Genomic DNA, 23,832 nt, shown 5'->3' on the forward strand with positions numbered 1-23,832 from the left:
GAAGCCGTTGGATGCGCATCCGCGATCACCTCGCCGAGGCCGGCGAGCCCGCGTTCCGGTTCCGTCAACTCGTCACGGCGTGGCGAAGCTCGACAGCCGAGAACTTCGCCGACGTCCACGCCCTCCCGGCGCGTCTCCGTGGCGACCTCGCGGAGCGGTTCGGTCCGCGGCTGGAGAGGTACCCGCTCGCGCGGAGCCTCGACATCCTCGACCGGCAGGCAGCCACGAGCCACAGGAAGGTGTACCTGGCCTATCTGCTCATCGCCGACGTCAACGACAGCGCCGAGCATCTCGCCGCTCTCGCGGCGCTGGTCCACCAGCGCTCCCGGCCCGAACTGTTCCACGTCAGCGTCATCCGCTACAACGAGGCGGCCGGCGCAGCGCCGGAGTATCGCGCCCCGTCCCCGGCCCGCACCGACGAGTTCGTGCACGGGCTCACCTCGCGCGGTGTGCACGCGACCAGAAGACGCCAGTCCGGCACGGGTATCGACGCTGCCTGCGGGCAACTGCACGCCAGATACCTCTCCACGCACTCCCCGAAGGCCGCTCCCGTCGAATTCCCGCACATCCATCCGTTGGCGACGGCGGAGCAGACCACCGGCTACGAGGAACCGATCCCCGTCACGCCTGTCGGCGGTTGACGGAAGAGAAAAGGAACCACCACTCATGTCTACGAAGTCCGCCGTCACCCTCCGGGATCTGACCTTCGAGTGGCCCGACGGCACCGTCGCGCTCGCCGGCGTCACCGGCACCTTCAGCACCGGTCGGACCGGGCTCATCGGTCGCAACGGCGCCGGCAAGTCCACTCTGCTCCGGCTCATGGCCGGTAACCTGCGACCGACCGCCGGCCAGATCGAGACCAGCGGTGAGGTCGGCTACCTGCCGCAGACGCTCACCCTGCGGCAGGAGACCACCGTCGCCGAACTGCTCGGCATTCAGGGCATCCTCGCCGCGCTCAAGGCCATCGAGGCCGGCGACACCGGCGAACATCACTTCGATGCGATCGGCGACGACTGGGACATCGAGGCCCGCGCCGACGAGGCGCTGCATCAGATCGGGTTCGCCGCCGCGGACCTCGACCGCCGGGTCGCCGAAGTCTCCGGTGGGGAGGCCATGCTCATCGCGATCACGGGACTGCGCATCCGGCGCACTCCGATCACGCTGCTCGACGAGCCCACCAACAACCTCGACCGCGCCACGCGCGCCAAGCTCGCCGAGTTCGTCGACCAGTGGCCCGGGACGCTCGTCGTCGTGAGCCACGACCTCGACCTGCTGGAGCGCATGGAGAACACCACCGAGCTCTACGGCGGCACCCTGGAGACGTTCGGCGGCCCCTACAGCGCGTGGAAGGAACACCAGGAGCAGGAGCAGGCGGCCGCGATGCAAGCCGCACGCTCAGCTCAGCAGGCGCTCAAGGTGGAGAAGCGGCAACGTATCGAAGCGGAGACGAAGCTGGCACGCCGCGAACGGACAGCGAAGAAGACCCAGAAGGACGGCGGCATCCCGAAGATCCTCGCCGGCAACCGCGCCAGCAAGGCCCAGGCATCCGCGGGATCGCTGCGCTCCACTCTCGACGACAAGGTCCGGGCCGCGCAGGCCGCCCTCGACGCGGCGGGCGCACGTGTCCGCGACGAGGAGCACATCCACCTCGTCCTGCCCGACCCGGACGTCCCACGCGGACGGCGCCTGGTGGAGCTGGAGGACGAGAACCGGACCATCGTGATCCAGGGCCCGGAGCGGGTGGCGCTGATCGGCGCGAACGGCGCCGGGAAGTCCACCCTGATCGATCGACTGGTTCAGCGCGCCGAGCCGACTCCCGGGCGACCCCACGGTCGCCTCGTCACCGAACTCGTCGGGTACCTTCCGCAACGCCTCGACGGGCTCGACGACGACGCCAGCGCAATGGACAACGTGCAGGCCGTCGCTCCGGGCACGCCGGCGGGCACCATCCGCAACCAACTCGCCAGGCTGCTCCTTCGCGGCGACAGCGTGGACCGCCCCGTCCGCACCCTCTCCGGCGGGGAGCGATTCCGGGTCTCGCTCGCCCGGCTCCTCCTGGCCGAACCGCCCGCCCAACTGCTGATCCTGGACGAGCCGACGAACAACCTCGACATCGCGAGCGTCGAGCAACTCGCGGAAGCCCTCGACGCGTACCGCGGCGCCCTCCTCATCGTCAGCCACGACTTCGCCTTCCTCGAACGGATCGGCGTCGACACCGTCATCGAGCTCGACGGGAACGGGCGGATGCATCAGCGCCGGTCCCTGGACGCCTGACCGCCCTGGAGAGCGCGCTTCGACAGGCGAGCGAGGAGGTGGGTCGTCATCGACCCGCCTCCTCGCTCGCACAGGCGGGATCGACCATGACTCGACGCCGATTGCCCAGTTCGCAGACGTGGCGAGGGCCACAACGGCGCGGAAGCTCGACCGACAGCCATCCGGTCTTCACCGACGATTCACGCAACGCGCCCACCGGCCTGGCTAGCGTCGCGACCGTTCGAACGACCGAGCCCGCCGAGTCGTGTCGGGACAGCTCGCGCCGACCCGGGGCTCGTACGAGATGAGGGTCGCATGGAACTAGACCGCAGGAAGTTCATCGCCATCGGCGGTGCCGTCACGGCTGCCGCGCTGCTGCCCGGTGCCGCCGCCTGGGCGGACGCGGGTGACGCGGCCACGCCCGGCGCAGTCGACGAGCGCAAGCCCGGCAGGAGCGGCGAGCCGGACGGCGTCTGGCTACCAGGTGACACCCACGTGCACGACGACCACTCGTCGGACGGCAGCGCACCACGCCAGCTGACGGACCAGCGCGACCCGGGCAACCTCCCGGTCAGCGACCAGATCGCCTATGCGGAGTCGGCCGGCCTGGCCTTCCTGCCGCTGACCGACCACCGCACCTTCGACCAGCACTGGGACCCGCTGTGGCGCTCCGACAAACTGCTGCTCCTCACCGGTGAGGAGGTGAACGGCTCCCCGCACTCGGTGGTCCTCGGCGCGGTGGACACGGTGGTGGACGGCGCGAACCCGCCCGGCTCGGCCGCGTTCCGCCACATCCAGCAGTCGATCTGGGACACGCACGCCCAGGACGCGTTCTGGTCCGTCGCCCACCCGGACGACGGCGAGTACACCCCGGCCGCCGGCCCGAACGACAACGCCAACGTGCAGGGCGTCGACGCCGTCGAGCTGTGGAACGCCAGCAGCAACCCCGACGTCGAGATCGAGTACGCCGAGAACCGCTGGAACCACGGATTCCGCTTCGGGGGCGTGGCGGCCAGCGACAGCCACTTCAAGGAGCTGCGCCCGAACAGCGCCCCCGGTAAGCCCACCACCTGGGTCTTCGCGGCGGAACGGACGACCCGCGCCATCCTCGACGCGCTCCGCGCCGGCCGTACGACGCTGACGTACGGCACGGGCGGTGCGTTCGCCACGATCGAGGCCGACCTGGACGGCGACGGCCGGTTCGAGGCGATGGGCGGCGACGAGGTGATCGTCGGGAGTCGCTCCCTGCCGAAGCGGGCCGCCCTGCGGGTGCGGGTCAAGGCCGGTGTCGGCGCTCGGGTGCTCGTGTACGCCGCCCCGGGTCGCTCGGCCGGGCCGGTCGCCACGTACGTGCCCACAACGGACGACCAGACCTGGCTGATTCCGCTCGCGCTGACCGCTGACCACACCTGGTACCGGGTCGAGGTCCGCGCCCCGGGCGAGCTCTCCGGCCGGGAGGCGGACCCGAACCTGCCCGACCAGTTGCGCGCCGCCACGTCGCCGATCTTCGTGTCGGTGAAGCAGGCCGCCGTACCGGCTCCCGAGATCGAACTCCCGGCGGCGAACGGCACGAACGACCGGGCCGAGCTCGCGGTGGGTGAGCCGGGCGGCTTCGCCGGGTTCGCCGACATCGCCGTCGACGGGCAGGTCTCCCACGTCGTCGCCGAGGTGCACGAGGGCCACCGGACGTCCGTGGTCTACCGCCGACTCGACGGGCACGGGAACCCGCACAGCGACAAGACCGTCGTGCTCTCCGAGGACTCCGGCACCGCTCGCGCACCCCGCGTGGCCGTTTCGGGCAAGGACGTCTGGGTGGTCTGGCAGGACGCCAGGGGACATGAGCAGCCGCACCGGCCGGGCATCTGGCTGCGCCACAGCCACAACTGCGGGCAGAGCTTCGGGGCGGCCGAGCAGCTGGCGACCGGGCAGGGGCGGGCCGAGCACCCCGCGCTCGCCCTCCTCGACGGCGGGCACCCGGTGGTGGCCTGGGCGGAGAACAGTGGGGGCGCCTTCGACGTCCGCGTCCAGGTCGTCGGCGTCGACCGCGAGCCGGTCAACGTGTCGGCCGCCGGCAAGGTGATCGTCCCGGGCACGTCCGCCGACGCCCGCTCGCCGATCCACCCGGCCTCCCTCTTCCCGGCGATCGCCGTGACGAAGGACCGGCGGATCGTCGTGACCTGGCAGGACAACCGGTTCGACCCCGACGCCGGTTGGACCGGTCACACCCCGCCCGCCGGCCAGCCCGCCAGCGGCGGCACCAACCCCGACAACTGGGAGATCATGGCCGCGGTGCGGGCCGGCGAGGGCAGGAGCTGGAGCGCCCCCGTACGGGTCAGCGGCAACGACGACGCCGCCGACCGGCACCCGGGCGTGGCGGTGGACCGTGACGGGGCGTACGTCGTGGTCTGGGAATCGAAGGCGCTCTCGGCCTCCGGGGCGAACCTGTCGCTGCGGGCGAGCCGTTCCAGCGACGGTGTGACCTGGTCGGCGGCCGAGCCCGTCGCGCTCGACCCGAACGCGATGAGCCAGCGGCCCCGGGTCGCCGCCGACCCGGACGGCACGGTCCGCGTCGTCTGGTACGACTCCCGATCCGCCGACTGGCGCTGGAAGGTCTTCACCTCCCGGCGCAACCCCGCAGGCTGGACGCCACCCCTGCAGGTGAGCACCCTCGGGAACAACACCTGGCCGGCCGTGGACAAGGGGGCGGTCGTCTTCACCAGCGACCGCCGGGCCACGCGCAGCCAACGTGACCGTACCCAGGAGATCTACCTGGTGCGGCAGGGCTGAGCCGATCCGGTCGGGGCGGCGGCTTGTCCGCTGGCCGCCCCGACCGGGGCCGGACATCCATCCCGCCCGCCTGCCCACCTGCCCGCCGAGAGCAACCAGGTGGGCGCCGGCGGCGGAACGAGATAGTGTGCCAGGCATGGAGACCACCGGGCTGTCCTTCGCCGCGACCGCACGAGCTACCCGCTCGACGGTCGCCGCAGCCTGACCTCCTGAGTCCCCGCCGGCGGCCGGAAACGGTCCGCCGGCTTTCGTGTCTCCGCACCCTCTCCCGTGCCTGCGGACCTTTCCGGTCAATCCGACCCGAAAGGTCGCACCATGACATCCGAGAAGATCATCGGGACGTTCCTCGACTTCTACCGCGAGCGGGGTCACCGGCCCCTTCCCGAGAGCACGCTGGTCCGGCCCCCGGACGATCCGGTCCTCTTCACCACCTCCGGGATGCATCCGCTGACGCCCTACCTGGAGGGACGGCCACACCCGCTGGGCCGACGGCTGGTGAACGTCCAGCGTTGCCTGCGCACCACCGACCTGGGCGAGGTCGGCGACGACACCCACCTGACCGTCTTCCAGATGCTCGGATCCTGGTCCCTCGGTGACTACGGCGTCCCGCAGAGCCTGCGGTGGGGCTATGAACTGCTCCGCGACGGCTTCGGGGTTCCCCACGACCGGCTGCACGCGACCGTGTTCGGTGGCGACGACCAGGTCGGACCGGACACCGGCGCGCTGGGGGTCTGGGAGCAACTCGGCATACCCGTCGAGCTGACCGGCCGGGAGAACTGGTGGTCCAACGGACCGACCGGGCCGTGCGGGCCCGACTCGGAGATCTTCGTGTGGACCGGCGGCACCCCGCCGACCGGCACCCCGGGCACCGACGGGCGGTGGATGGAGGTGTGGAACCACGTGGGGATGCGCTACCACCGGCACGGCGACGGCCGGCTGGAGCCGCTACACCGGCCCGACGTCGACACCGGAATGGGGCTGGAGCGTCTGGAGATGGTGCTGCGCGGCCACCGTTCGGTCTTCGAGGGCGACAGCTTCGTGCCCTGGGTACGCGACGTCGACGGCCTGTGGCAGCCGGACGAGGAGGAGCTACGCCTCGTCTGCGACCACCTACGGTCCAGCGTGGTCGTCATGGCCGACGGGGTGCGTCCCACGAACACCGGTCGCGGCTACGTGCTGCGCCGGCTGATCCGCCGTACGCTCACCACGCTGTGGCGCGGCGACCCGGCGCGCAGCCTCGGCGACCTGCCGGACGAGCCGTTCACGCGGACGCTCGACCAGTTCCGGCAACACGCGGACATCGACGAGCTGCGCTACCTGCTGCTCGCCGAGGAGCGGCGGTTCCGGGACCTGCTGCGCCGTGGACGCCCGGTCGTGTCGCGTCACCTGTCCCGCGGACCGCTGCGCGACGAGGACTACCGCCACCTGCACGACACCTACGGGCTCCCCCGCGAACTGGTCGACGGCCTGGTCGCCGAGGCGGCGTGAACGACTACGGTGCTCCGGGCCGGCCCGGACGCCGGCCCGTAACCCGTCAGGTCAGCGGTGACGGAGACTCGGCGCCGGGCACCAGCAGCCGGGGCGCGCCGGAACCGTCCGCCGGCACCGACCAGACGTCGGGGCGGCCGTCGTCCTGGCGGAGCGTGTACGCGAGGGTCTCGCCGTCCAGCCACGCCGCCTGGTCGTCGACGCTCGCGGTCTCGGCGGTCGGCGTCACCCGCATCGTGGTCAGGTCCAGCACCGACAGACGCCAGCCCCGCTGCGGGTCGGCGTCGATCGCCTGCTTGAACGCGAGCCGCGTGCCGTCGGGCGACAGCGACGGGCACTCCACGTTCTCCTTCAGCGTCTCGACCTTCCGCGCGGCGAGGTCACCCCGGACCAGGTACCGCTTGCCGCTCGTCGACATCGTCGCGTAGAAGACGTTGTCGTCGGCGGTGAAGGTGACCCCCCAGTAGTTGACGTCGGCGCTGCGGTACGGCTCGCCGTCCCGCGTCACCGCGAATTCCTCCAGAGACGTGACGGTGGTGCCGCTGCGGGTGTCGAGGATGCCCGTGCGGGTGGAGAAGCCGCTGGACGTGTAGGAGTCCCCGCCGACGAACGTCGTCCAGGAGACCATGCGGCCGGAGGCGGAGACCCGGGCCCGGTTCGGCAGGCCCGGAACGGCTACCGACCGCCGCGGACGAAGTGCGGAGTCGAGCACGACGACCCGGTACGACCAGGCGTTCTCCGGCCCCAGGCAGACACCGGTGCCGGCGGCGGCGTACACCCGCAGGCATTCCAGGTTCGAGACGGTACGCGGGCCGGCCGGGTCCGCCGCGGCGACGGAGGCGACGTGCCGGTCGGTGACGGTGAGCAGGCGCGGTCCGGGTTCCAGGGTGACCGCACCGGCGCCCGCCCCGGCGGGTGCCGCCGGTGACCCGGCCGGCTCGGCGGCGAGTGCGGCGTAGCCGGCGGCCGCGCCGAAGAGCAGCACGGCCGAGGCTGCGGCCACGCCGACCTTCGCTCGCGTCGACATGGTGGTCATCGGGACACCTTCCGGGTGACGGGACCGTATGCGGGGGCCAGCAGGAGCACGGTGACCAGGAGGACGACCGCGACGGCCACTGCGGCGACCCGGGCCGAGTTCTCCGGTCCCCACGCCTGCCAGCCGAGGCCGAACAGGACGGATGAGACGAGGTACGCGAGCGCCTGCCCGCTCTGCACCAGCGCGATGCCGGTGGTGCGCAGTCGCGCCGGGAGCACCGGCCCGGCGAGCGCGATGAGCACCCCGTCGGTGGCCGCGTAGAAGACGCCGTAGAGGGTGAGTGCCAGCACGAGCAGGGGCCAGCCGGTGACCGGGCCCGCGAGCAGCAGGTAGGTGACGCCGAGCGCGGCGTACCCGCCGAGCACCACCGGCAGCCGGCCGATCCGGTCGGCGAGCAGGCCGATCGGGGTCGCGAGCAGCAGGTACACCAGGCTGGTGCCCACCGCGAGCAGCGGGAACCAGGTGAGGTCCACGTTCTCCCGGCGTTGCAGCAGCAGGTAGACGAACCCGTCCCCGATGGTGGCCAGCCCGAGCAGTGCGGCGGCCGTCACGAGCCGGCGGGCCGGCCGGTCGCGCAGCAGGCCGAGCACCTCGCGGACGGCGACCTTTCCACCGTCGGCGTCCTCCTCCGCCGCACCGTCGGCCCGGTCGGCCGCGCTCCGCGCGTCGCCCGCGGCCACGCGCCCGGTCGACGGCTGCGACGGCCGCTCACGAACGAACAGGACGAGCACGACGACGGCCAGCGCGGCGACGCAGAAGCTGGTCACGAAGACCGCGTCGTACGAGCGGCCGACGGCGAGCAGCACGGCCATGGCGACCAGCGGACCGAGGAACGCGCCTACGCTGTCCATCGTCCGGTGCACGCCGAACGCCCGACCCAGCGACTCCGGTGGCGTCGACGCCGTGATGAGCGCGTCCCGAGGTGCGCTGCGTACGCCCTTGCCGAGCCGGTCCACCGCGATGACCGCGCCGATCAGCGGCACGGACCGGCCGGCGAGCAGCAGGCCGAGCTTCGCCACCGCGGAGAGCGCGTACCCGAACCCGGCCACGAGCTTGCGCCGCCGGATCCGGTCGGCGACGAAGCCACCGACCACCCGCAGCAACGCGGTGGCTCCGGTGTACACGCCGTCGACGACGCCGAAGGCCAGCGGACTGAGCTGAAGCCCCAGCACCAGGTAGAGCGGCAGAACCGCGGTGACCATCTCGGCGGAGACGTCGGTGATCAGGCTGACCGCGCCGAGGGCGACGACGTTGCCGCTGACCAGGGCGATCCGGCGGCCGGCCCGACCGGTGTCCGCGCCCGGTGGTTCGGTCTTCGGCCGGGAGACGGTCGACAGGTACACGTGGCGTCCCCTTCGGATGGTGGCTGACGGTCGCCCATCGTGCGGCCCGCGCGCAGCGGCCACAACGGACCGCCGGTGCCGGGCGGGCGTGCAGGTGATGAACATCCGCGCAACAGCGAGGTGTTCGCCTACATGGATGTGTTGTTCACCCGCCGGTCGACGACCGGTCCATCGATCTCCCTACATTCCATCCGCTTCCAACCCCCGACCCTCGAAAGAGAGGTTCCTGGATGGGCATCCGCCTTTCCCGCCCCGCGGTGCCGATGGCGACGGTCGCGGTGCTGGTCACCGCCACCGCCGCCGTCGTCATGACCGGCGGCACCTCGGCCTCGGCGGCCACGGCCACGTTCAAGCCGGTCGCCGACACGTACGTCCAGAACGACGCGGCGTCCACCAACTACGGCACGTCGGCGCAGATCGTGGTCGACAACTCGCCGGTCCGCCGGATGTTCCTGCGCTTCACCGTGAGTGGGGTCAGCGGCACCGTCACGAGCGCCAAGCTGCGGCTGCGGACGATCAGTGGCAACGACGGCAGCAGCGCCGGCGGCACGTTCCGGGCCATGTCGAACACGACCTGGTCGGAGACCGGCACGACCTGGAACAACCAGCCGAGCATCGACGGTGCGACGCTCGGCTCGATCGGCTCGGTCGCCGCCGACGGGTGGTACGAGGTCGACGTGACGTCCCACGTCCGGGGCAACGGCACGTTCAGCTTCGGCGCGACCTCGTCCAACACCGACGGGGCGTACTACGACTCCCGCGAGAGCGGTGCGGACGCGCCGCAGCTGGTGATCACCACCGGCACGACGACGCCGCCGTCCTCGGGCGATCCGGTGCTGGTCGGCGCCGGCGACATCTCCGACTCCGGCTCCGGCGACACGGCGACCGCGGCGCTGCTGGACAACATCTCCGGCACGGTCTTCACCACCGGTGACAACGTCTACAGCAACGGCACCGCGTCCGAGTTCAGCTCGTACTACGCGCCCACCTGGGGCCGGCACAAGTCGCGTACCCGGCCGTCGCCGGGCAACCACGACTACAACACCTCGGGTGCCACGGGCTACTACAACTACTTCGGCACGCAGGCCGGCCCGAGCGGCCGCGGCTACTACTCCTACGACCTGGGCAACTGGCACGTCGTGTCGCTGAACTCGAACATCAGCATGTCGGCGGGCTCGGCGCAGGAGCAGTGGCTCCGCTCGGATCTGGCCCGCCAGCACCAAGCCGTGCACGCTGGCGTACTGGCACCATCCGCTCTACACGTCGAGCTCCAACCACGCGCCGTCGACGTCGACGCGCCCGCTCTACCAGGCGCTGTACGACAACAACGCCGACGTCGTGGTCTGGGGTCACAACCACGTGTACGAGCGGTTCGCGCCGATGAACCCGAACGGCGGGTACGACGCCGCCCGGGGGATGCGCAGCTTCGTCGCCGGGATGGGCGGTGCCGGCCACTACAGCTTCGGCACCATCCAGCCCAACAGCGAGGCGCGGAACAGCTCGGCGTACGGCGTCCTGAAGTTCACCCTGCACGCCAACAGCTACGACTGGCAGTTCGTGCCGGTGGCCGGGCAGAGCTACAGCGACAGCGGCACCGGCGCCTGCCACTGACGCATCCCGTGCCCGCCGGCGCGGTCACCTGGTGGTGGCCGCGCCGGTGGGCGCACCCGAGCTACCGGCGGGGTCGCTGCGCGGGGAGCCGCCCGACGGCGCGCCCGGCGCCGACCGGACCGGTGATGGTGACCCGGCGTACCCGCGGGTCGGCGATCAGCGCCTCGACCGCCGCGGGGGCATCCGCGTGATCGTTGGCGACCACGTTGACGACTCCGGTGGGCAGCCCGGCCTCGGCCAGCACGTCGGCGATGATGATCCCGGACATGACCGGCGCGTCCGCACCGGGCCGGATCAGCACCGTGTTGCCGACGGCCAGCGTCACGGCGATCGCCCGCGCGCAGTAGACCATCGAACCGTTCCAGGGCACGAACGACACGACCACGCCGGCCTCCTCGCGTCCGGTGGAGCCGGCCCGGTCCATGGCGAGGAGTTCCGCGACCGGCCGGGTCGCCATCGCAGCGCCCTGTCGCAGCTGCCCGGCGGCCAGCCGGATGTTGAACTCCGCCCACGCCAGGCTGCCCGCGGTCTCCTGACGCAGGATTCCGGCGAGCGCCTCCGTACGCTCCTCGAGCAGGTGCGCCGCGCCGAGAAGCACCGTCCGGCGCCCCGCCGCCCCGGTCGCGGCCCAGCCGGGGTACGCGGCCTGAGCCGCGTCCACGGCAGCGCGGACGTCGGCGGCGCGGACATCGCCGTCCGCCGCCGGAATCGTCCGGTACAGCTCCGTCACAGACATCCGGGCCGCCGTCAGCTGTGCGGGTGAAGAAGGTCCGCGAGGCCGATGCGGGTGAGGAACTCCGAACGGATCCGATCGGCGACCACGCTGACGACCTCCGAACCGTCGTCGGCCGGGTCGATGTGCACGCGGAACGGCCGCTTGCCGTGCGGGGTGTCCACGACGCGGACCACCGCGGCGGCGACCTCGGCGACGTCCGCGTCCGCCGGCGCGAGTTCGGCCAACCGCCGGCTCACCTGCTCCATCAGGCCCGCGTACCGCTCCTCGTAGGCCTTGACGGTCTCCTCGTCCGCCGGACGCCCGCTGTGCGCGAAGTGGTTGGTGCCGCTGGTGAAGGAGCCGGGCACGACGATGCTGGTCTCGATGTTGAACCGGGCCAGCTCGGCGGCGTAGCTGACGGCCAGCGCGTCCATGCCCGCCTTCGCCGCGAAGTACGGGGCGAGGTACGGCGGCGTGCCGCCCTTGGTGCTGCTGGAACCGATCCACACCACCAGGCCGTCACGGCGGGCGCGCATGACGGGCAACGCGGCCCGGTTCACCCGTTGCGTGCCCAGCACGTTGATGTCGTAGACGTGCGCGATCTCCTCGGGTGTGAACGCCTCGGCCGGGCCGGTGACCATGTGGCCGGCGTTGTGGACGAGCACGTCGAGCACGCCGTGCTCGGCGACGATCGCCGCGACGGCCGCGTCGGCGGACTCCTGCGACTGCACGTCCAGCTCGATGGTGCGCAGGTCGGCGCCGTGCTCCCGGGCGAACGCGTCGGCCTCGGCGACGGCCGGCGCGTTGCGGCCGGTGGTGTCGCGCATGCTGGCGTAGACGGTGTGACCGGCACGAGCCAGCGCCCGCGCCGAGAGCGCGCCGAAACCGCTGGACGCGCCGGTGATCAGTATGACTGACATGGCTGCTCCTAATACGTCAGAAGACGATGACGCTGCGGCCGTGCGCGGTGCCCGCGCCCATCGCCTCCAGCGTGGCGGGGGCCTGGTCGAGGGAGATCTTTGTGATCTCGGGAAGGATCCCGTGAGCCGCGGAGAACGCGAGCGTGTCGCGCAGGTCGTGCGGCGACCCGGACGGGTTTGCCATCACGTGCAGCCGGTTGAGCACCATCGGCTGGGTCGGCAGGCTCAGCGGCTCGCCGTCGTACCCGCAGAGCACGAGCGTGCCGTCCGGGGCGAGCCCGCCGAACGCCGCCGCGGCGGCCGCGGTCGTCGGAGCCGCGTTGAGGATGACGTTCGCACCGCCGTCCCAGGCCTTGAGCGACGCGGCCGGATCCTGCTCACTGGTCGCGACGAACCGCTCGGCGCCCAGCGACAGCGCCTGCTCCTCGGCCCGGCGCGAGTGGCCGAGCACCGCGACGCGCGCGCCCATCGCCACGGCGTAGCGGATGGCCAGCGCTCCGATGCCGCCCGAACCGATGACGGCGACCCGCGACTCGGGGCGGATGCCCGCCTGCCGCAGCCCGTTGAACGCGGTGATACCCGCACACATCAGCGGGGCCGCGGCGATCGGGTCCAGCCCGGCCGGCAGCGGGGTGACGTAACCGGCCTTCAGCAGGGCGTACTCGGCGTACCCGCCGTCGACGACGATGCCGGTGATCCGCTTGGACGGGCAGAGGATCTGGTCGCCACGGACGCAGTAGTCGCAGTGCCCGCACGAGTCGTAGAGGAACTGGGCACCCACGGCGGTGCCGACCGTCGGGAAGGTGACGCCCTCACCGACGGCCTCCACGACACCGGTGATCTCGTGTCCGGGCACCACGGGGAAACGGGCGAACGGGTAGTGCCCCCGGAGCAGGTTGAGGTCCGTGAAACACACCCCGCACGCGGTCATCCGGACGAGGACCTCCTCCGGCCCCGGTGTGGGCACCTCGCGTTCGACCAGTGACAAGGGTGTGTTGACAGCGGTCGCGACAGCGGCGCGCATCGTTACTCCTTCTTCATGGGTGGCCGGCCGACCGGCAGCTGGCCTGTCGGCCGAGGTCGGACGCCCGCACGACGCGTGAGCGGTTGCCGTGCGAACGCGATTCGGTGGGCGAGGGCGGCGGAGATGACGAGTGCCCCCGGTGGTGACAGCCCCGATGTTTAGGCTCGTTCACCCGGCATCTCCGCCGTCGCTCAGGTCGTCACTTGGCGAGGAAGCCGAGCAGCGCTTCGTTGACTTCCTCGGCGTGGGTCCAGAGCAGGCCGTGCGGCGCGCCTTCGACCTCGACGTACTCGGCGCTCGGCAGCGCCCGGTGGAACGGGCGTCCGGTGGCGTCGATCGGCAGGATCCGGTCGCCGGTGCCGTGCAGGATCAGGGCCGGTACGTCGATCTTGGCGATGTCGGCCCGGAAGTCGGTGAACCAGGTAATCGGCGCGGCGGCGGCGGCGTACCAACCGCCGCTGGCGGCCACGGACCAGCTGTTCCGAACGGCTTCCTCGCTGATCCTGGTGCCCAGGTTCTCGTCGAGGTTGTAGAAGTCGGCGTAGAACGCCGTGTAGTACGCGTACCGGTCCTTGCGTACCTGCTCCACGATGCCCTCGAAGAACTCCCGAGGCGCGGCGCCGGTGGGGTTCTCGTCCGTCTTGAGCAGGAACGGCTCCAGCGAGGCGAGGAAGGCCACCTTCGCGACCCGCGCCGACCCGTAGCGGCCCACGTACCGGGCGACCTCACCGGTGCCCATCGAGAAGCCGACCAGAACGGCGTTGGTCAGGTCGAGCTTCTCCATGAGGACGTTCAGGTCCGCGGCGAAGGTGTCGTAGTCGTACCCGACCACCGGCTGGCTGGACTGACCGAAACCGCGACGGTCGTAGGTGATGACCCGGTAGCCGGCCGCGAGCAGCTCGGCCGACTGCTTCTCCCACGAGTGCCCGCTGAGCGGAAAACCATGGATCAGTACGACCGGCTGACCGCTGCCGTGGTCTTCGTAGTACAGGTCGATCGGGGTGCTGTTCTCTTCACCTACGGTGACGTACGGCATGTTCTTCCCTTCGTTGTGCGATCCCCCGGGAGTGGGGGCGGGCAGGCGGCCACCGGTCCGGCGGACGGCTGCTGTTCCATCCGCCCGCCGGGCCCGGTCGCTGGCGCGCTCTGCGGTGATCCAAGAGTCGGCAAATGCTGTGTGTGCCGCATCTGTCAGATGACTGGGGCGCCGTCATCCGCACGGCGGAACGATCTCCACACCGATGACTTACCGACCGGTGTCCTGACGTACGTCGCGGGACGACATCGACCAGAGGCGTGCCGGCGGGCCGGCGCGTCATCCCTCAGCGGTCCCCGGGCGCGGCCGGCCACCTCGACCAACGCCGCGGCATCCGCCGGGACTGCGACGTCCGCGATGAGTCCCAGTCATCCGCTAAGTCATCTGACCGGTCACTTTCAGGCCCGGTGGGAGCAAATTGGGTGTCGAGCAGTTGCAGGGACTTTGGGCACCGGTCCGAGCGGAACCAGCTGGACGTGATCCTCGGGTGCCACCGGTAGTCGAACGGAGAACGAGATGCTTCACCCGCGGGCCGGCCACGGTGTGTCCTGGGCACGCCGGGACAGATACCAGTCCCCGGGCTTCACCGCGCCGTACGCCGAATCCTCGATGCATGGCGAGGCCGTCATCGAGGCGTCTCCGCAACGCGTGTACTCGCACCTGGTCGACGTATCGCGGTGGCCCGACTGGGTCCCGGAGGTGCGACGAGCGCACGTCCCGGACGAGATCCGGCTCGGCGCCGCGTTCGAGGTCGAGATGTACGGCGTGCGGCTGGAGGCCGTGGTCTCCGAGTACGAGCCGAACACCCGGTTCGGCTGGATCGGCTCCTCGGCCGACCTCAGCATCTACCAGGCCTGGGTGCTCGTTCCGGTCTCCCCCGGCACTCAGGTCATCGCCAAGAAGGTGGAGCGTGAGCTGACGACGGCACTGGTGCGCAATTCTCAGGCGGAAGAGTTCTACTACGCCCACCAGGACACGCTGCTGCGGTTGAAGCGCCTGGCGGAAGATGGCGGACCGTCGGCCTGACACCGGGCGTCGACGTGGGGCCGCACCGCTGGCACACCGTTACCCGGGCCGCCCGGGCGACGTCACTGATCCGGCACCTGTCCGAGCTGCGAATCTCCGTCCTCGGCGTCGGGAAGCGCCGCCAGGGCGTCGCGGAGCGCGGCTCTGGAGGTGATGCCGAGTTTGGGGAAGATCTGGTAGAGGTGCGTGCCGACGGTCCGGTGCGAGAGGAACAACTTCTCGCCGATCTGCTTGTTCGTCAGTCCGGAACCCGCGAGTTTCGCGATCTCACGTTCCTGCGGGGTGAGGACGGCCAGCCGGGCGACGCTTCTCGGTTTCGCCAGACCGGTGGCGCGCAACTCCTTGCTCGCCCGTTCGACCCACGGCCGGGCGCCCAGCCGTTCGAAGGTCGCCAGCGCGGCTCGAAGCTGTGCCCGGGACTTCGCGGTCGCCTTGTTCCGGCGCAACCGTTCGCCGTACGCGAGCCGGACCCTGGCCAGGTCGAACGGCCAGCGCTCGACGTCGGGCAGCGTCAACGCCGCCTCGAACGAGTCCTCGACCTGGTCGTCGGCCGCGACGTACGCCGACGCCGCGGCGCTGAGCAGTGCGAGCCGCGACGACAGCGCCCCGAGGTTCGCCTCCTTGATGGCGGCCGCGTGCGCGGCCGCCTCGGTGAACCGGTTGGTACGGAGCGCCGCCTCCACGAGGTCGAGACATCCCCAGAGCGCGTGCGGGACGTACGGCGCGATCGTGCCCGCCGGGCTGAGCAGGGTCAGGGTTTCGTACGCGCTCTCGGAGTCACCACACGCCAGGTCGTTCAGCCCTTCGGCGTGGTAGGCGAGGAACTCAGCGGCCCGGGCTCCCCGCGGTGCCGCGAAACTCAGCATGCGGTCGGTCAGGACCCGGCTGGTGTCGGCATCGCCGCGCGCGGCCGCGACCAGCGCCTGGACGTACTGGAAGTACCACATGAAGAAGCGGAAGCCGTGCTCGTGGCAGAGGCGCAGGCCCTCGTCGGCGAGTTCGATGGCCTCGTCCCAGCGCCCGGTGTGGATGTCCGCGAAGCAGAGATGCAGCAGGGCACCGAGGTGGCGACGGGCCGGTGCGGCACCGTCGCGCCCGAGGCGCACCACCCGCCAGTCCACGTCCCGGCAATCCGGAAGCCGGTCCAGGTAGATGGACGCGACTCCGATCCACACGATCTGCGTCGGGTCGATCTCGTCGCTCATTCCGCCGACCAGCGCATCGAGCCGGCTCACCGCCGCCTGCCCGGTCCGCGCCGGGTCGCCGAACGTCGCGGCCGCCACCGCGAGCACCTCGGGCGCCTCGGGCGTCAACCGGTCGAGGGCGGCGAGGAACGGCTCCCACATCCTGGGCTCACCGGAGAAGTAGCACAGCAGCAGAAGCGTGAGCATCGCGTCGATCAGGGACTGGTCCTCGGCGTCGTACCCGTGGTCACCCGATTCGATCGCTCCGACCAGGAGCCGGTGTGCGGTCCGGACGTCGCCGTCGCTGTTGAGCAACAGGTGGACGGCGGCGGCGGTGGCGTGCAACGAGTCACCCGGGCTGGCCCGGCGGGCATCGTCCAGCAGCTGCGACGCGTTCACCAGTTCCCCGCCCGCGTCGGCGCCGATGTAGGCGGCCTGTCCCAGACGTCGGCTCCGCTCGACCGGATCGGGACTCAGGTCGGCCGACCGCGTCAACGACGCGACCGCACCCACGGCGTCACCCCGTCGCAGGATCCGGTGCGCGGCCTGCTCCAGCAGGGTGGCGACCTGTTCGTCCGGGCCGAGCGTGGCCTCACCGAGGTGCCAGGCCTGGCGTTCGGGATACGCGACCAGCGTCCGCGCGAGGGCGCTGTGTGCCCAGCGCAGCTCACCGCTGGTGGCGACCTCGACGACCGCCGACTCGATGAGCGGATGCCGGAAGGCGAAGCGGCGGGTGTTGCTGTGCACGCGAACCAACTGGTCGCGTTCGGCCGGTTCGAGGTCGTCCAGGTCGTGTTCGCCGGACGCCGTGAGCAGCACGCCGAGTTCGCCCGTGCCGTCGAGCGCACCCAGCAGCAGGAGCCGGCGGCAGGACTCGGGCAGTCGGGACACCCGGGACGCGAAGAGCGCCTGCAGACGCCGGGGCAGCGGGAGGAACGAGGGCAGCGAAGCCGCCGCGAGGCGCTGCGGCTCGCTCAGCGCGGTGGGCAACTCCAGCAGCGCGAGCGGGTTGCCGCGAGCCTCCGACAGCAGCCGGCGTCGGACGGCCGGGGCGAGGTCCGGAAAACGTTTGTTGATCAGCTCGCTGGCGGCGTCGGCCGGCAGCGGCTGCAGGTTGAGCGTGGGGATGCCGCCCTGCTCGAAGAAGCTGGCGGTCTGCGACCTCGACGCACCCAGGAAGCCGACGCTGGTACCCACCAGGCGACGCGCGACGAACCCGAGTACCGCCGAACTGGCCCGGTCGAGCCAGGGCAGGTCGTCGACGATGAGCAGAAGCGGTCCGGCGGTGGCCATCGAGCGGAGCAGCAACAGCACGGCGTTGGAAACCAGCAGCCGGTCCGGCGGCTGGCCGGCGCCGAATCCGAGCGCCACCTGGAGCGCCTCACGGTGCGCGGGTGCGAGTTCGTCGAAGGCGTCGTACAGCGGGAACAACAACTGGTTCAAACCGGAGTAGCTGATGTCGGCCTCGAACTCCACGCCGGCCGCGCGGAGGACCCGGGTGCCAGTATCGACGGCGGCCTCCGCCACGACGTCGAGCAGTGCCGTCTTGCCGACCCCGGGCTCGCCCGAGATCAGCAGCGACCCGCCGTTGACCGCCGCCTGCCGGAGAAACCTGCGGGCCAGGACGAACTCTTCGTCACGGCCGACCAACGACCCCGTCGAGGCCTCGGTTTGATCCAAGCTGAGCACCTCCACGCCGTACTCGAGAAGAGAACCGGCCGGCGCCATCCTCCGTCATGGCTTGCTCACCATGAGCGGCGGCTCCGCCGATCACCGGCACCCGCCGCTGGTGGCCGGTCATCGGCTCCGCGGTCGGGACCGCTGCGTCAAACCGTCGACGAGCGCCTCGGCCCTCTGCCGGACGACCACTCTACCGACACTCCCATCGCACTTTATTCAAGCGATTGCATATCCCTCGCGTCGGTCAGTGCGGCCCGATTCGTGCTCGTTGCCGCTCGCACCGTCACCGGCCCCGGGAAGGGCCGAAACAAGGAAAGCAGGCCGATATAGGTGGAGGACGAGTCGAGCGCGGCCCATCGTTCCTAGGACTGGCTGGGCCACCCTGTAGAGTTGCCCGGGCAATTCACACAAAGGCTGGTTGGAAGCGTGCAAGAGCTCACTCTGGGCGATTTTTTACGTGCGCGCCGTGCGGCTCTCGTGCCGACCCAGGGCGACCTGCGTTCGGCACCGTCACGGCGGGTGCCGGGGCTGCGCCGCGAGGAAGTCGCCCGACGTGTCGGCGTCAGCGTCGACTACTACGTGAAACTCGAGCAGGGGCGGCGGATCACCCCGTCGGACAATGTCCTGCACGCTCTCGCCGATGTGCTCGAACTCGACGACGTGGCCCGCGAACACATGTTCGACCTGGCCCGGCGGGTCAACCACCCGCGGCTGGAGCGTGAACCGACTCAACGTGTACGCGTCGGAATGCTCCGCCTCATGGAATCACTGGGCGGAGTGCCCGCCGTACTCACCGGGCGGCGGACCGACATCCTCGCGGCGAATCCCGCCGCTCGTCTCCTCATTCACGACTTCAACGCGATGCCGGCACGCGAGCGGAACACGGCCCGATTCATGCTGCTCTGCGAGAAGGCCCGTCTGATTCATCAGGACTGGGAGGCTGCCGCGGCGGGCGTGGTCGGCATGCTCCGGATGGACTACGGCCGCCACCCGAACGACCCACGGGCGGCGGAGCTCGTCGAGGAGCTGAGCGCCAAGAGCGACGTCTTCCGAACGCTCTGGTCGGAGCGGCACGTCGCGACGAAGGCGGTCGTGGATACGAAGGTGATCGAGCACCCGATCATCGGCCCGATCCGGCTGCATCTCGAGGCGATGCAGACGCCCGAGGACAGCGACCAGACACTCCACGTGCTGATCCCCGCATCGGACTCCACGTCCCAATCGGCCATGCGGCACCTTCAGAAGCTGTTGGGCAGCCGCTGACCGTCGCCGGCTCGACGGGCCAGGGGACCCGAGGCGCCGGCGCGGCGAGCGACCGGGCTCCGTCGCCCGGGGGCGGTCCACCGGTCAGGCAGGTACGACGTAGGGGAAGGTGCCGGCTCTGGCTCCGGCGGCGACCTCGGCGCTGAGGCCGGAGGAGATTCCGGTGTTCAGCACCATGGAGAACATGACCTCGGGTGCGTTGTCGGCCATGGCGCGTCCGTTGCGGGTCGCGAACCCGTAGTTCGCCGCCGTGCCGACCTGGTACGACAGCACGTCCGGGTAGACCTCCCGCGCCACGCTCCAGCCGTACGCCTTCGGGTCGGGTGCCGTCCCGTTGGCGGCGACGACCCGGGCGACGGCCGAGGCGATCTCCTCACCGTCGGCCCTCAGGTCGTCGCAGGGGTGCCGGACGTTGGCCGGGTTGGAGAAGTCGGTGTCGGTGGGCCAGAAGATCGGCCACATCATGGGGTGTGCGGCCCGGTTGATCTGCCGCCACCCGCCCGCATCGGTGGCCAGCATGGTGCGACACCAGACACCGATCTGCGTGCCGTCACGCAGTATCTTCTCGTCGCGGGAGACCTCCAGGACGATCGACTCGACGGTGGTGCCGGCGAAGGTGTTCTTCGCATTCTCCGGCCGCCACGCCGACCGGTCCAGCTCGGCGCCGTTCTTGAACGCGTCGTTCACCGTCGCGAGCTGACCGAGGTCGATGTAGAACGGGTCGGCGATCCGTCCCGCCCAGACGCGCAGGTAGTTTCCCTCGATGATCTCGCCGGTCCGGCCCTCGACGAGGAGCGTTCCCGTGGCGGCGTCGTCGCGCGCCTCCGCCGCGGTGAGCGCGTGGAGCCTCAGCGCCTGCTTGCCCTGCCCGTCGCGTTCGCCGAAGGCCAGCCGGTAGGTCAACTCCTCGAGCTCGGCCCCGTTGAAGTGGACCTTGAACTCGTACCGCGCCTCGGCGTGGAAGCCCATTTTGATGTCGGCCCCGGTCACCGAGCTGTTGACGTCCATGACGAACACGGTGCCGCGTTCGCCGTCGAAGACGAACAGGTCGTTGAGGTAGAGCTGACCGCTCTGCGCGGCGTGCGGGGTGTCGAGATGATGCGACATGATCATACTCCGGCAAGAGCGGCTAATCGGGCGTTTCGACCATACCGGCGAAATGCCTGCCGCACCGAGGCGATCGGCCGAAAGCGGGTGCGCACCCGAGCCTCGCGTCGGACTCGAGATGATCCCGACGATCCGGAGCCGCCAGCAAGCGCCGGCGGCGACCACACCGGATGCGATCAGCCGCAGTTGTTGCTCGTACGCCGGACCGTGTACTCGCGGTCGTCGTGGGTGATGCCGGAGGGCGAGCCGTCGAACCACGTCTCGACCTTCTCCCAACCCCGGCGCTGCTCGAAGTGCAGGTGCGGGGCTCCGGAGTTGCCGGTGCTGCCGAGTCGACCGATCTGCTCGCCCTGGGCGACCTGCTGACCCTCCCGCACCATCGGCGGCTCGAGCAGGTGGAGGTACTGCGTCTCCCACCGGCCACCATGGTCGATCTTCACCCAGTAACCGCCGCCGCGCCCCCGCGGCCCCTCCGGGTTGTCCGGGGTACGCCCACCGAGCGAGCCGTTGATCCCGGCCACGGTGACCGTGCCCGCCGCGGCGGCGAGCACCGGCCTACCCCACGCCTCGCCCTCGATGGGAAACAGGTCGACGTCGTAGTCGTCATGGCCCGGATAGGTGCCGAGCTGCCAGGTCTCCCCACAGGCGACCGGAAGCTGGAACAGCGGACGCGGACCCGGCGGCAGCAGCATCGGAACGATCAGCGCGGCGACCGCCAGGACGGCCGCCGCCGCGACGAGCGCGAAGACGATCCGAGCCGTACGGCTGCGGGGGCGGCGGTGGGTGTGGCGTCTGCGGGGGCTGGCGGTCGTCACCGGACGAAGCATGGCAGACGCCGGCAACCACCCGTCACCGCAACAGCCACTTCTGGTGGTCCGCCCCGGCGTTGCAGGTCCACTGCTGCAACGGCGCGCCGTTCTCGGTGCGCTCGTCCACCACGTCCAGGCACTTCCCGCTGCTGGCGTTCACCAGCTGCCGCTCCTCGTTCAAGCTGAACTTCTGCGCCGGGGTGCCGTTGCAGTCGGTCAGCTGAACCACCGCGCCGTCGTCGCTGGACGCGTTGGCCACGTCCATGCACCGGCCGTCCAGCTTGATGCTCCCGTCCGGACCGAACGTCCAGAGCTGGTTGCGGTCACGCGCGGCCAGGCAGTCACGGATGAGCAGGCGCGGCGAGCCCGGTGCGTCGAGGTCCTTGATGTCCAGGCACCGGTTGCTCGCCACGCCGACGATCCGGCTGCCCGGCTTGCGCGGGGTGGGGCTCACCGTCCCCGTCGACGTGCCCGGCCTCGGCGGCGGGGCGGCGGCCGACGGGCTGCTGGTGGTCGTCGTGTCTCCACCGGAGCTCTCCACGGCCGACCGGAACCCGGCGGTGATCTTCTGGAACGCGCTCGCGTTGGTGGTCCAGACGGCCTCCGGTGTCGACCAGACGATCCGGTAGCCCTGCTGCTCGGCGGTCGCGAACGTGCGCTGACGCGCGTGGACGAGCACGCCGGAGTCGGCCGTGTAGACCCACTCCCAGTCGGCGGCACGGAGCTGGTAGTTGACGGCGACGATCTCGACCCGGCGGTAGTCGCGGTACTTCCCGCCGACGGCCGGGTCCTCCTCACGCCTGGTCAACTCGGCCACGGGGTCGTTACCGGGCGCGTCCGTCCGGGTGACCGTGAGCATCCGCTCGCCGCCCGGCTCGTGGAACTCGACCGTGCCGCCGCTCCGGACGATCCGCCAGTCACGCGGCGCCGGCAGGGAGTATCCGCTGCGGTCCTGGTAGACGGACCAGGCGAGCGCTCCCGGCGTGGGAGACGTCGACGAGTCGGCCGGCGAGGCCCCCTGGGGCACGGCCAGCTCCACCGGCTCGCCGAGGTCGGCGCGGTCCGCGGGCGCGTCACGTACGGCCAGCGGAACCCCGATCCCCAGCCCGAGCAGCAGCACGGCGGCGACCGCCCCCACCAGCCAGGCCCGCCGCCGGCGGGTGGTGCCGGCTGTTGGTCGCGGAGCGTCGGCGGCCGGTGCCGACGCGCTCCGGGCGGACGCGCCCGAAGGAGGTACGGCCGCCACGGGCGCCACCGGCGGCGTTTCCGGCCACTCGGGGGCGGGCCGCTCGGCGGCGGGCGACTCCCCGGGAGCTGCGGACCTGGGAACGGTCGGCGGCACCCCCGGATGCTGCGGGATCGGCTGTGTCTTCGCGGTGAGCGCCGCGCGCTGTGGCGCGTCGGCGAGCAGTCGACGCAGCAACTGTTCCGCGGTGTCGGCGTCCATCCGCTCGGCCGGATCCTTGCGGAGCAGCCCCTCCAGCAACGGTGTCAGCGGGCCCGCCTGGCGAGGCCGCGGTGGCGGCTCGGTGACGAGCGCGGTGAGGCTCATCATGCTGGACGGCCGGGCGTACGGCGACTGACCCTCGACGGCGGCGAAGAGCGTGGCGCCGAGCGACCACAGGTCGCCGGCCGGACCGATCGTGCCTTTCATGGCCCGCTCGGGCGAGACGTACGCGGGCGAGCCCAGGACGATCCCGGCGACGGTCAGGGTCGAGTCCTCGACCGCGGTGGCCAGACCGAAGTCGGTGAGGACGATCCGCCCGTCCGCGCCGATGAGGATGTTGGCCGGCTTGACGTCGCGGTGCACGATCCCGGCCCGGTGGGCGGCGCGGAGCGCGCCGAGCACCGCGAGCCCGATCTCGGCCGCCCGCACGGGCGGGAGCGAGCCCTCACCGGTGATGACGTCGTGCAGCGAGCGGGACGGCACGTACTCCATCACGATCTGCGGATCGCCGTCCGCGCTCAGCAACACGTCGAAGACCTTGACGGCGCTCACGTGGTCGAGTCGCGCGATGGCCCGCGCCTCGCGAAGCGACCGCACACGCAATTCCTGCCGCGCCTGATCGGTCAGGTTGGGCGGCGGAACAATTTCCTTGATGGCCACGTCTCGGTGCAGCATCCGGTCACGGGCTTTCCACACCCGACCCATTCCGCCTTGGCCGAGCAGCTCCAAGACCTCATACCGATCGGTAACAACGAGTGGTACGATCTCCGGCACGCGGGAGAGGTTACCTGCCTGATCCGGCGTTCATTTTCCTGCCGGTCGCCGCAGCCCATTTGTGACCCGGGCCATCCCTGCCCAACCCCGATTGCCACCGGTGATTGAGCGCGCCAGGTAACGGTGGTCGAGCGCACCGTGAGGATTGGTGCGGGATTTCCCGCAGGGCGTCGGATATTGGACACGGAGACGGGTGTCACCAACAGGTGCCGACCAACCACATTCGACGGTTAGCCGATAACCCCGCCGTCGAAATAGGTACTTCACCGGCAGCGACGCGGTCGCGGTGAGCCTCGGCACACATCGCCGCGCCGCATTCACGGACTGTT

The 23,832-nt window shown here is 71.0% G+C and carries 17 protein-coding genes and 2 pseudogenes; 8 read left to right on the forward strand and 11 right to left on the reverse strand.

Annotated features, from left to right (window positions below; all coding sequences use genetic code 11):
* Positions 1-11 precede the first annotated feature (11 nt).
* From AB0F98_RS01115 to AB0F98_RS01130, 4 genes are all read left to right on the forward strand, one after another.
* A complete protein-coding gene (locus AB0F98_RS01115; protein ID WP_357726739.1) occupies positions 12-641 on the forward strand; it encodes a hypothetical protein in 630 nt (209 codons plus the stop codon).
* A gap of 25 nt (positions 642-666) precedes the next feature.
* Complete coding sequence (locus AB0F98_RS01120) at positions 667-2,274, forward strand: ABC-F family ATP-binding cassette domain-containing protein (protein ID WP_357726742.1); 1,608 nt, start codon at positions 667-669, stop codon at positions 2,272-2,274.
* Positions 2,275-2,568: 294 nt separating this feature from the next.
* Complete coding sequence (locus tag AB0F98_RS01125; RefSeq protein ID WP_357726745.1) at positions 2,569-5,040, forward strand: CehA/McbA family metallohydrolase; 2,472 nt, start codon at positions 2,569-2,571, stop codon at positions 5,038-5,040.
* Between the two features lie 315 nt (positions 5,041-5,355).
* Entirely contained in the window at positions 5,356-6,528 is a 1,173-nt protein-coding gene (locus tag AB0F98_RS01130) for an alanine--tRNA ligase-related protein (RefSeq protein ID WP_357726747.1), read from the forward strand.
* A 46-nt stretch (positions 6,529-6,574) separates the two neighbouring features.
* On the opposite strand, the gene AB0F98_RS01135 is transcribed toward AB0F98_RS01130, so the two are convergent.
* Positions 6,575-7,564 (reverse strand): hypothetical protein, encoded by a 990-nt coding sequence (locus AB0F98_RS01135; protein WP_357726749.1) that lies wholly within the window; start codon positions 7,562-7,564, stop codon positions 6,575-6,577.
* Complete coding sequence (locus tag AB0F98_RS01140; protein WP_357726752.1) at positions 7,561-8,907, reverse strand: MFS transporter; 1,347 nt, start codon at positions 8,905-8,907, stop codon at positions 7,561-7,563. The genes AB0F98_RS01135 and AB0F98_RS01140 overlap by 4 nt, the downstream gene beginning before the upstream one ends.
* 308 nt (positions 8,908-9,215) lie before the next feature.
* On the opposite strand from AB0F98_RS01140, the pseudogene AB0F98_RS01145 reads away from it, so the two are divergent.
* Both AB0F98_RS01145 and AB0F98_RS01150 read left to right on the forward strand, forming a co-directional pair.
* A pseudogene (locus AB0F98_RS01145) lies at positions 9,216-9,644 on the forward strand (DNRLRE domain-containing protein); the annotation flags it as partial.
* A gap of 496 nt (positions 9,645-10,140) precedes the next feature.
* Complete coding sequence (locus AB0F98_RS01150) at positions 10,141-10,518, forward strand: hypothetical protein (protein ID WP_357728968.1); 378 nt, start codon at positions 10,141-10,143, stop codon at positions 10,516-10,518.
* Positions 10,519-10,579: 61 nt separating this feature from the next.
* On the opposite strand, the gene AB0F98_RS01155 is transcribed toward AB0F98_RS01150, so the two are convergent.
* The 4 genes from AB0F98_RS01155 to AB0F98_RS01170 all read right to left on the reverse strand — a co-directional run bounded on the left by AB0F98_RS01155 (position 10,580) and on the right by AB0F98_RS01170 (position 14,213).
* The gene (locus tag AB0F98_RS01155; protein ID WP_357726755.1) at positions 10,580-11,254 is read right to left on the reverse strand and encodes an aldehyde dehydrogenase family protein; all 675 of its coding nucleotides are present in this window, start codon (positions 11,252-11,254) and stop codon (positions 10,580-10,582) included.
* Positions 11,255-11,265: 11 nt separating this feature from the next.
* Positions 11,266-12,153: an SDR family NAD(P)-dependent oxidoreductase gene (locus AB0F98_RS01160; protein ID WP_357726758.1), complete on the reverse strand. Its 888-nt coding sequence runs from the start codon at positions 12,151-12,153 to the stop codon at positions 11,266-11,268.
* A 16-nt stretch (positions 12,154-12,169) separates the two neighbouring features.
* Positions 12,170-13,177, reverse strand: a complete 1,008-nt coding sequence (locus AB0F98_RS01165; protein ID WP_357726761.1) for an alcohol dehydrogenase catalytic domain-containing protein — start codon at positions 13,175-13,177, stop codon at positions 12,170-12,172.
* A gap of 199 nt (positions 13,178-13,376) precedes the next feature.
* Positions 13,377-14,213, reverse strand: a complete 837-nt coding sequence (locus AB0F98_RS01170; protein ID WP_357726764.1) for an alpha/beta hydrolase — start codon at positions 14,211-14,213, stop codon at positions 13,377-13,379.
* A gap of 516 nt (positions 14,214-14,729) precedes the next feature.
* Here AB0F98_RS01170 and AB0F98_RS01175 point away from each other — a divergent pair.
* Positions 14,730-15,239, forward strand: a complete 510-nt coding sequence (locus AB0F98_RS01175; protein WP_357726767.1) for an SRPBCC family protein — start codon at positions 14,730-14,732, stop codon at positions 15,237-15,239.
* A 62-nt stretch (positions 15,240-15,301) separates the two neighbouring features.
* Here the strand turns inward: AB0F98_RS01175 and AB0F98_RS01180 are convergent, their stop codons facing one another.
* Positions 15,302-18,103 carry an AAA family ATPase gene (locus AB0F98_RS01180; RefSeq protein ID WP_357726769.1) on the reverse strand — a complete coding sequence of 934 codons (2,802 nt, stop codon included), beginning with the start codon at positions 18,101-18,103 and terminating at the stop codon, positions 15,302-15,304.
* 426 nt (positions 18,104-18,529) lie between these two features.
* Between AB0F98_RS01180 and AB0F98_RS01185 the strand changes: the two genes are divergently transcribed.
* Complete coding sequence (locus AB0F98_RS01185) at positions 18,530-19,366, forward strand: helix-turn-helix transcriptional regulator (protein WP_357726772.1); 837 nt, start codon at positions 18,530-18,532, stop codon at positions 19,364-19,366.
* An 84-nt stretch (positions 19,367-19,450) separates the two neighbouring features.
* Here the strand turns inward: AB0F98_RS01185 and AB0F98_RS01190 are convergent, their stop codons facing one another.
* The 4 genes and pseudogenes from AB0F98_RS01190 to AB0F98_RS01205 all read right to left on the reverse strand — a co-directional run.
* A complete protein-coding gene (locus AB0F98_RS01190; protein WP_357726774.1) occupies positions 19,451-20,473 on the reverse strand; it encodes a DUF4331 family protein in 1,023 nt (340 codons plus the stop codon).
* A 176-nt stretch (positions 20,474-20,649) separates the two neighbouring features.
* Complete coding sequence (locus tag AB0F98_RS01195) at positions 20,650-21,300, reverse strand: M23 family metallopeptidase (RefSeq protein ID WP_357726777.1); 651 nt, start codon at positions 21,298-21,300, stop codon at positions 20,650-20,652.
* Positions 21,301-21,322: 22 nt separating this feature from the next.
* A complete protein-coding gene (locus AB0F98_RS01200; RefSeq protein WP_357728971.1) occupies positions 21,323-21,823 on the reverse strand; it encodes an RICIN domain-containing protein in 501 nt (166 codons plus the stop codon).
* Between the two features lie 9 nt (positions 21,824-21,832).
* Positions 21,833-23,503: pseudogene (locus AB0F98_RS01205) on the reverse strand (serine/threonine-protein kinase); the annotation flags it as partial.
* Positions 23,504-23,832 lie beyond the last annotated feature (329 nt).

Source organism: Micromonospora sp. NPDC023737 (assembly GCF_040639715.1).
GTDB lineage: Bacteria > Actinomycetota > Actinomycetes > Mycobacteriales > Micromonosporaceae > Micromonospora.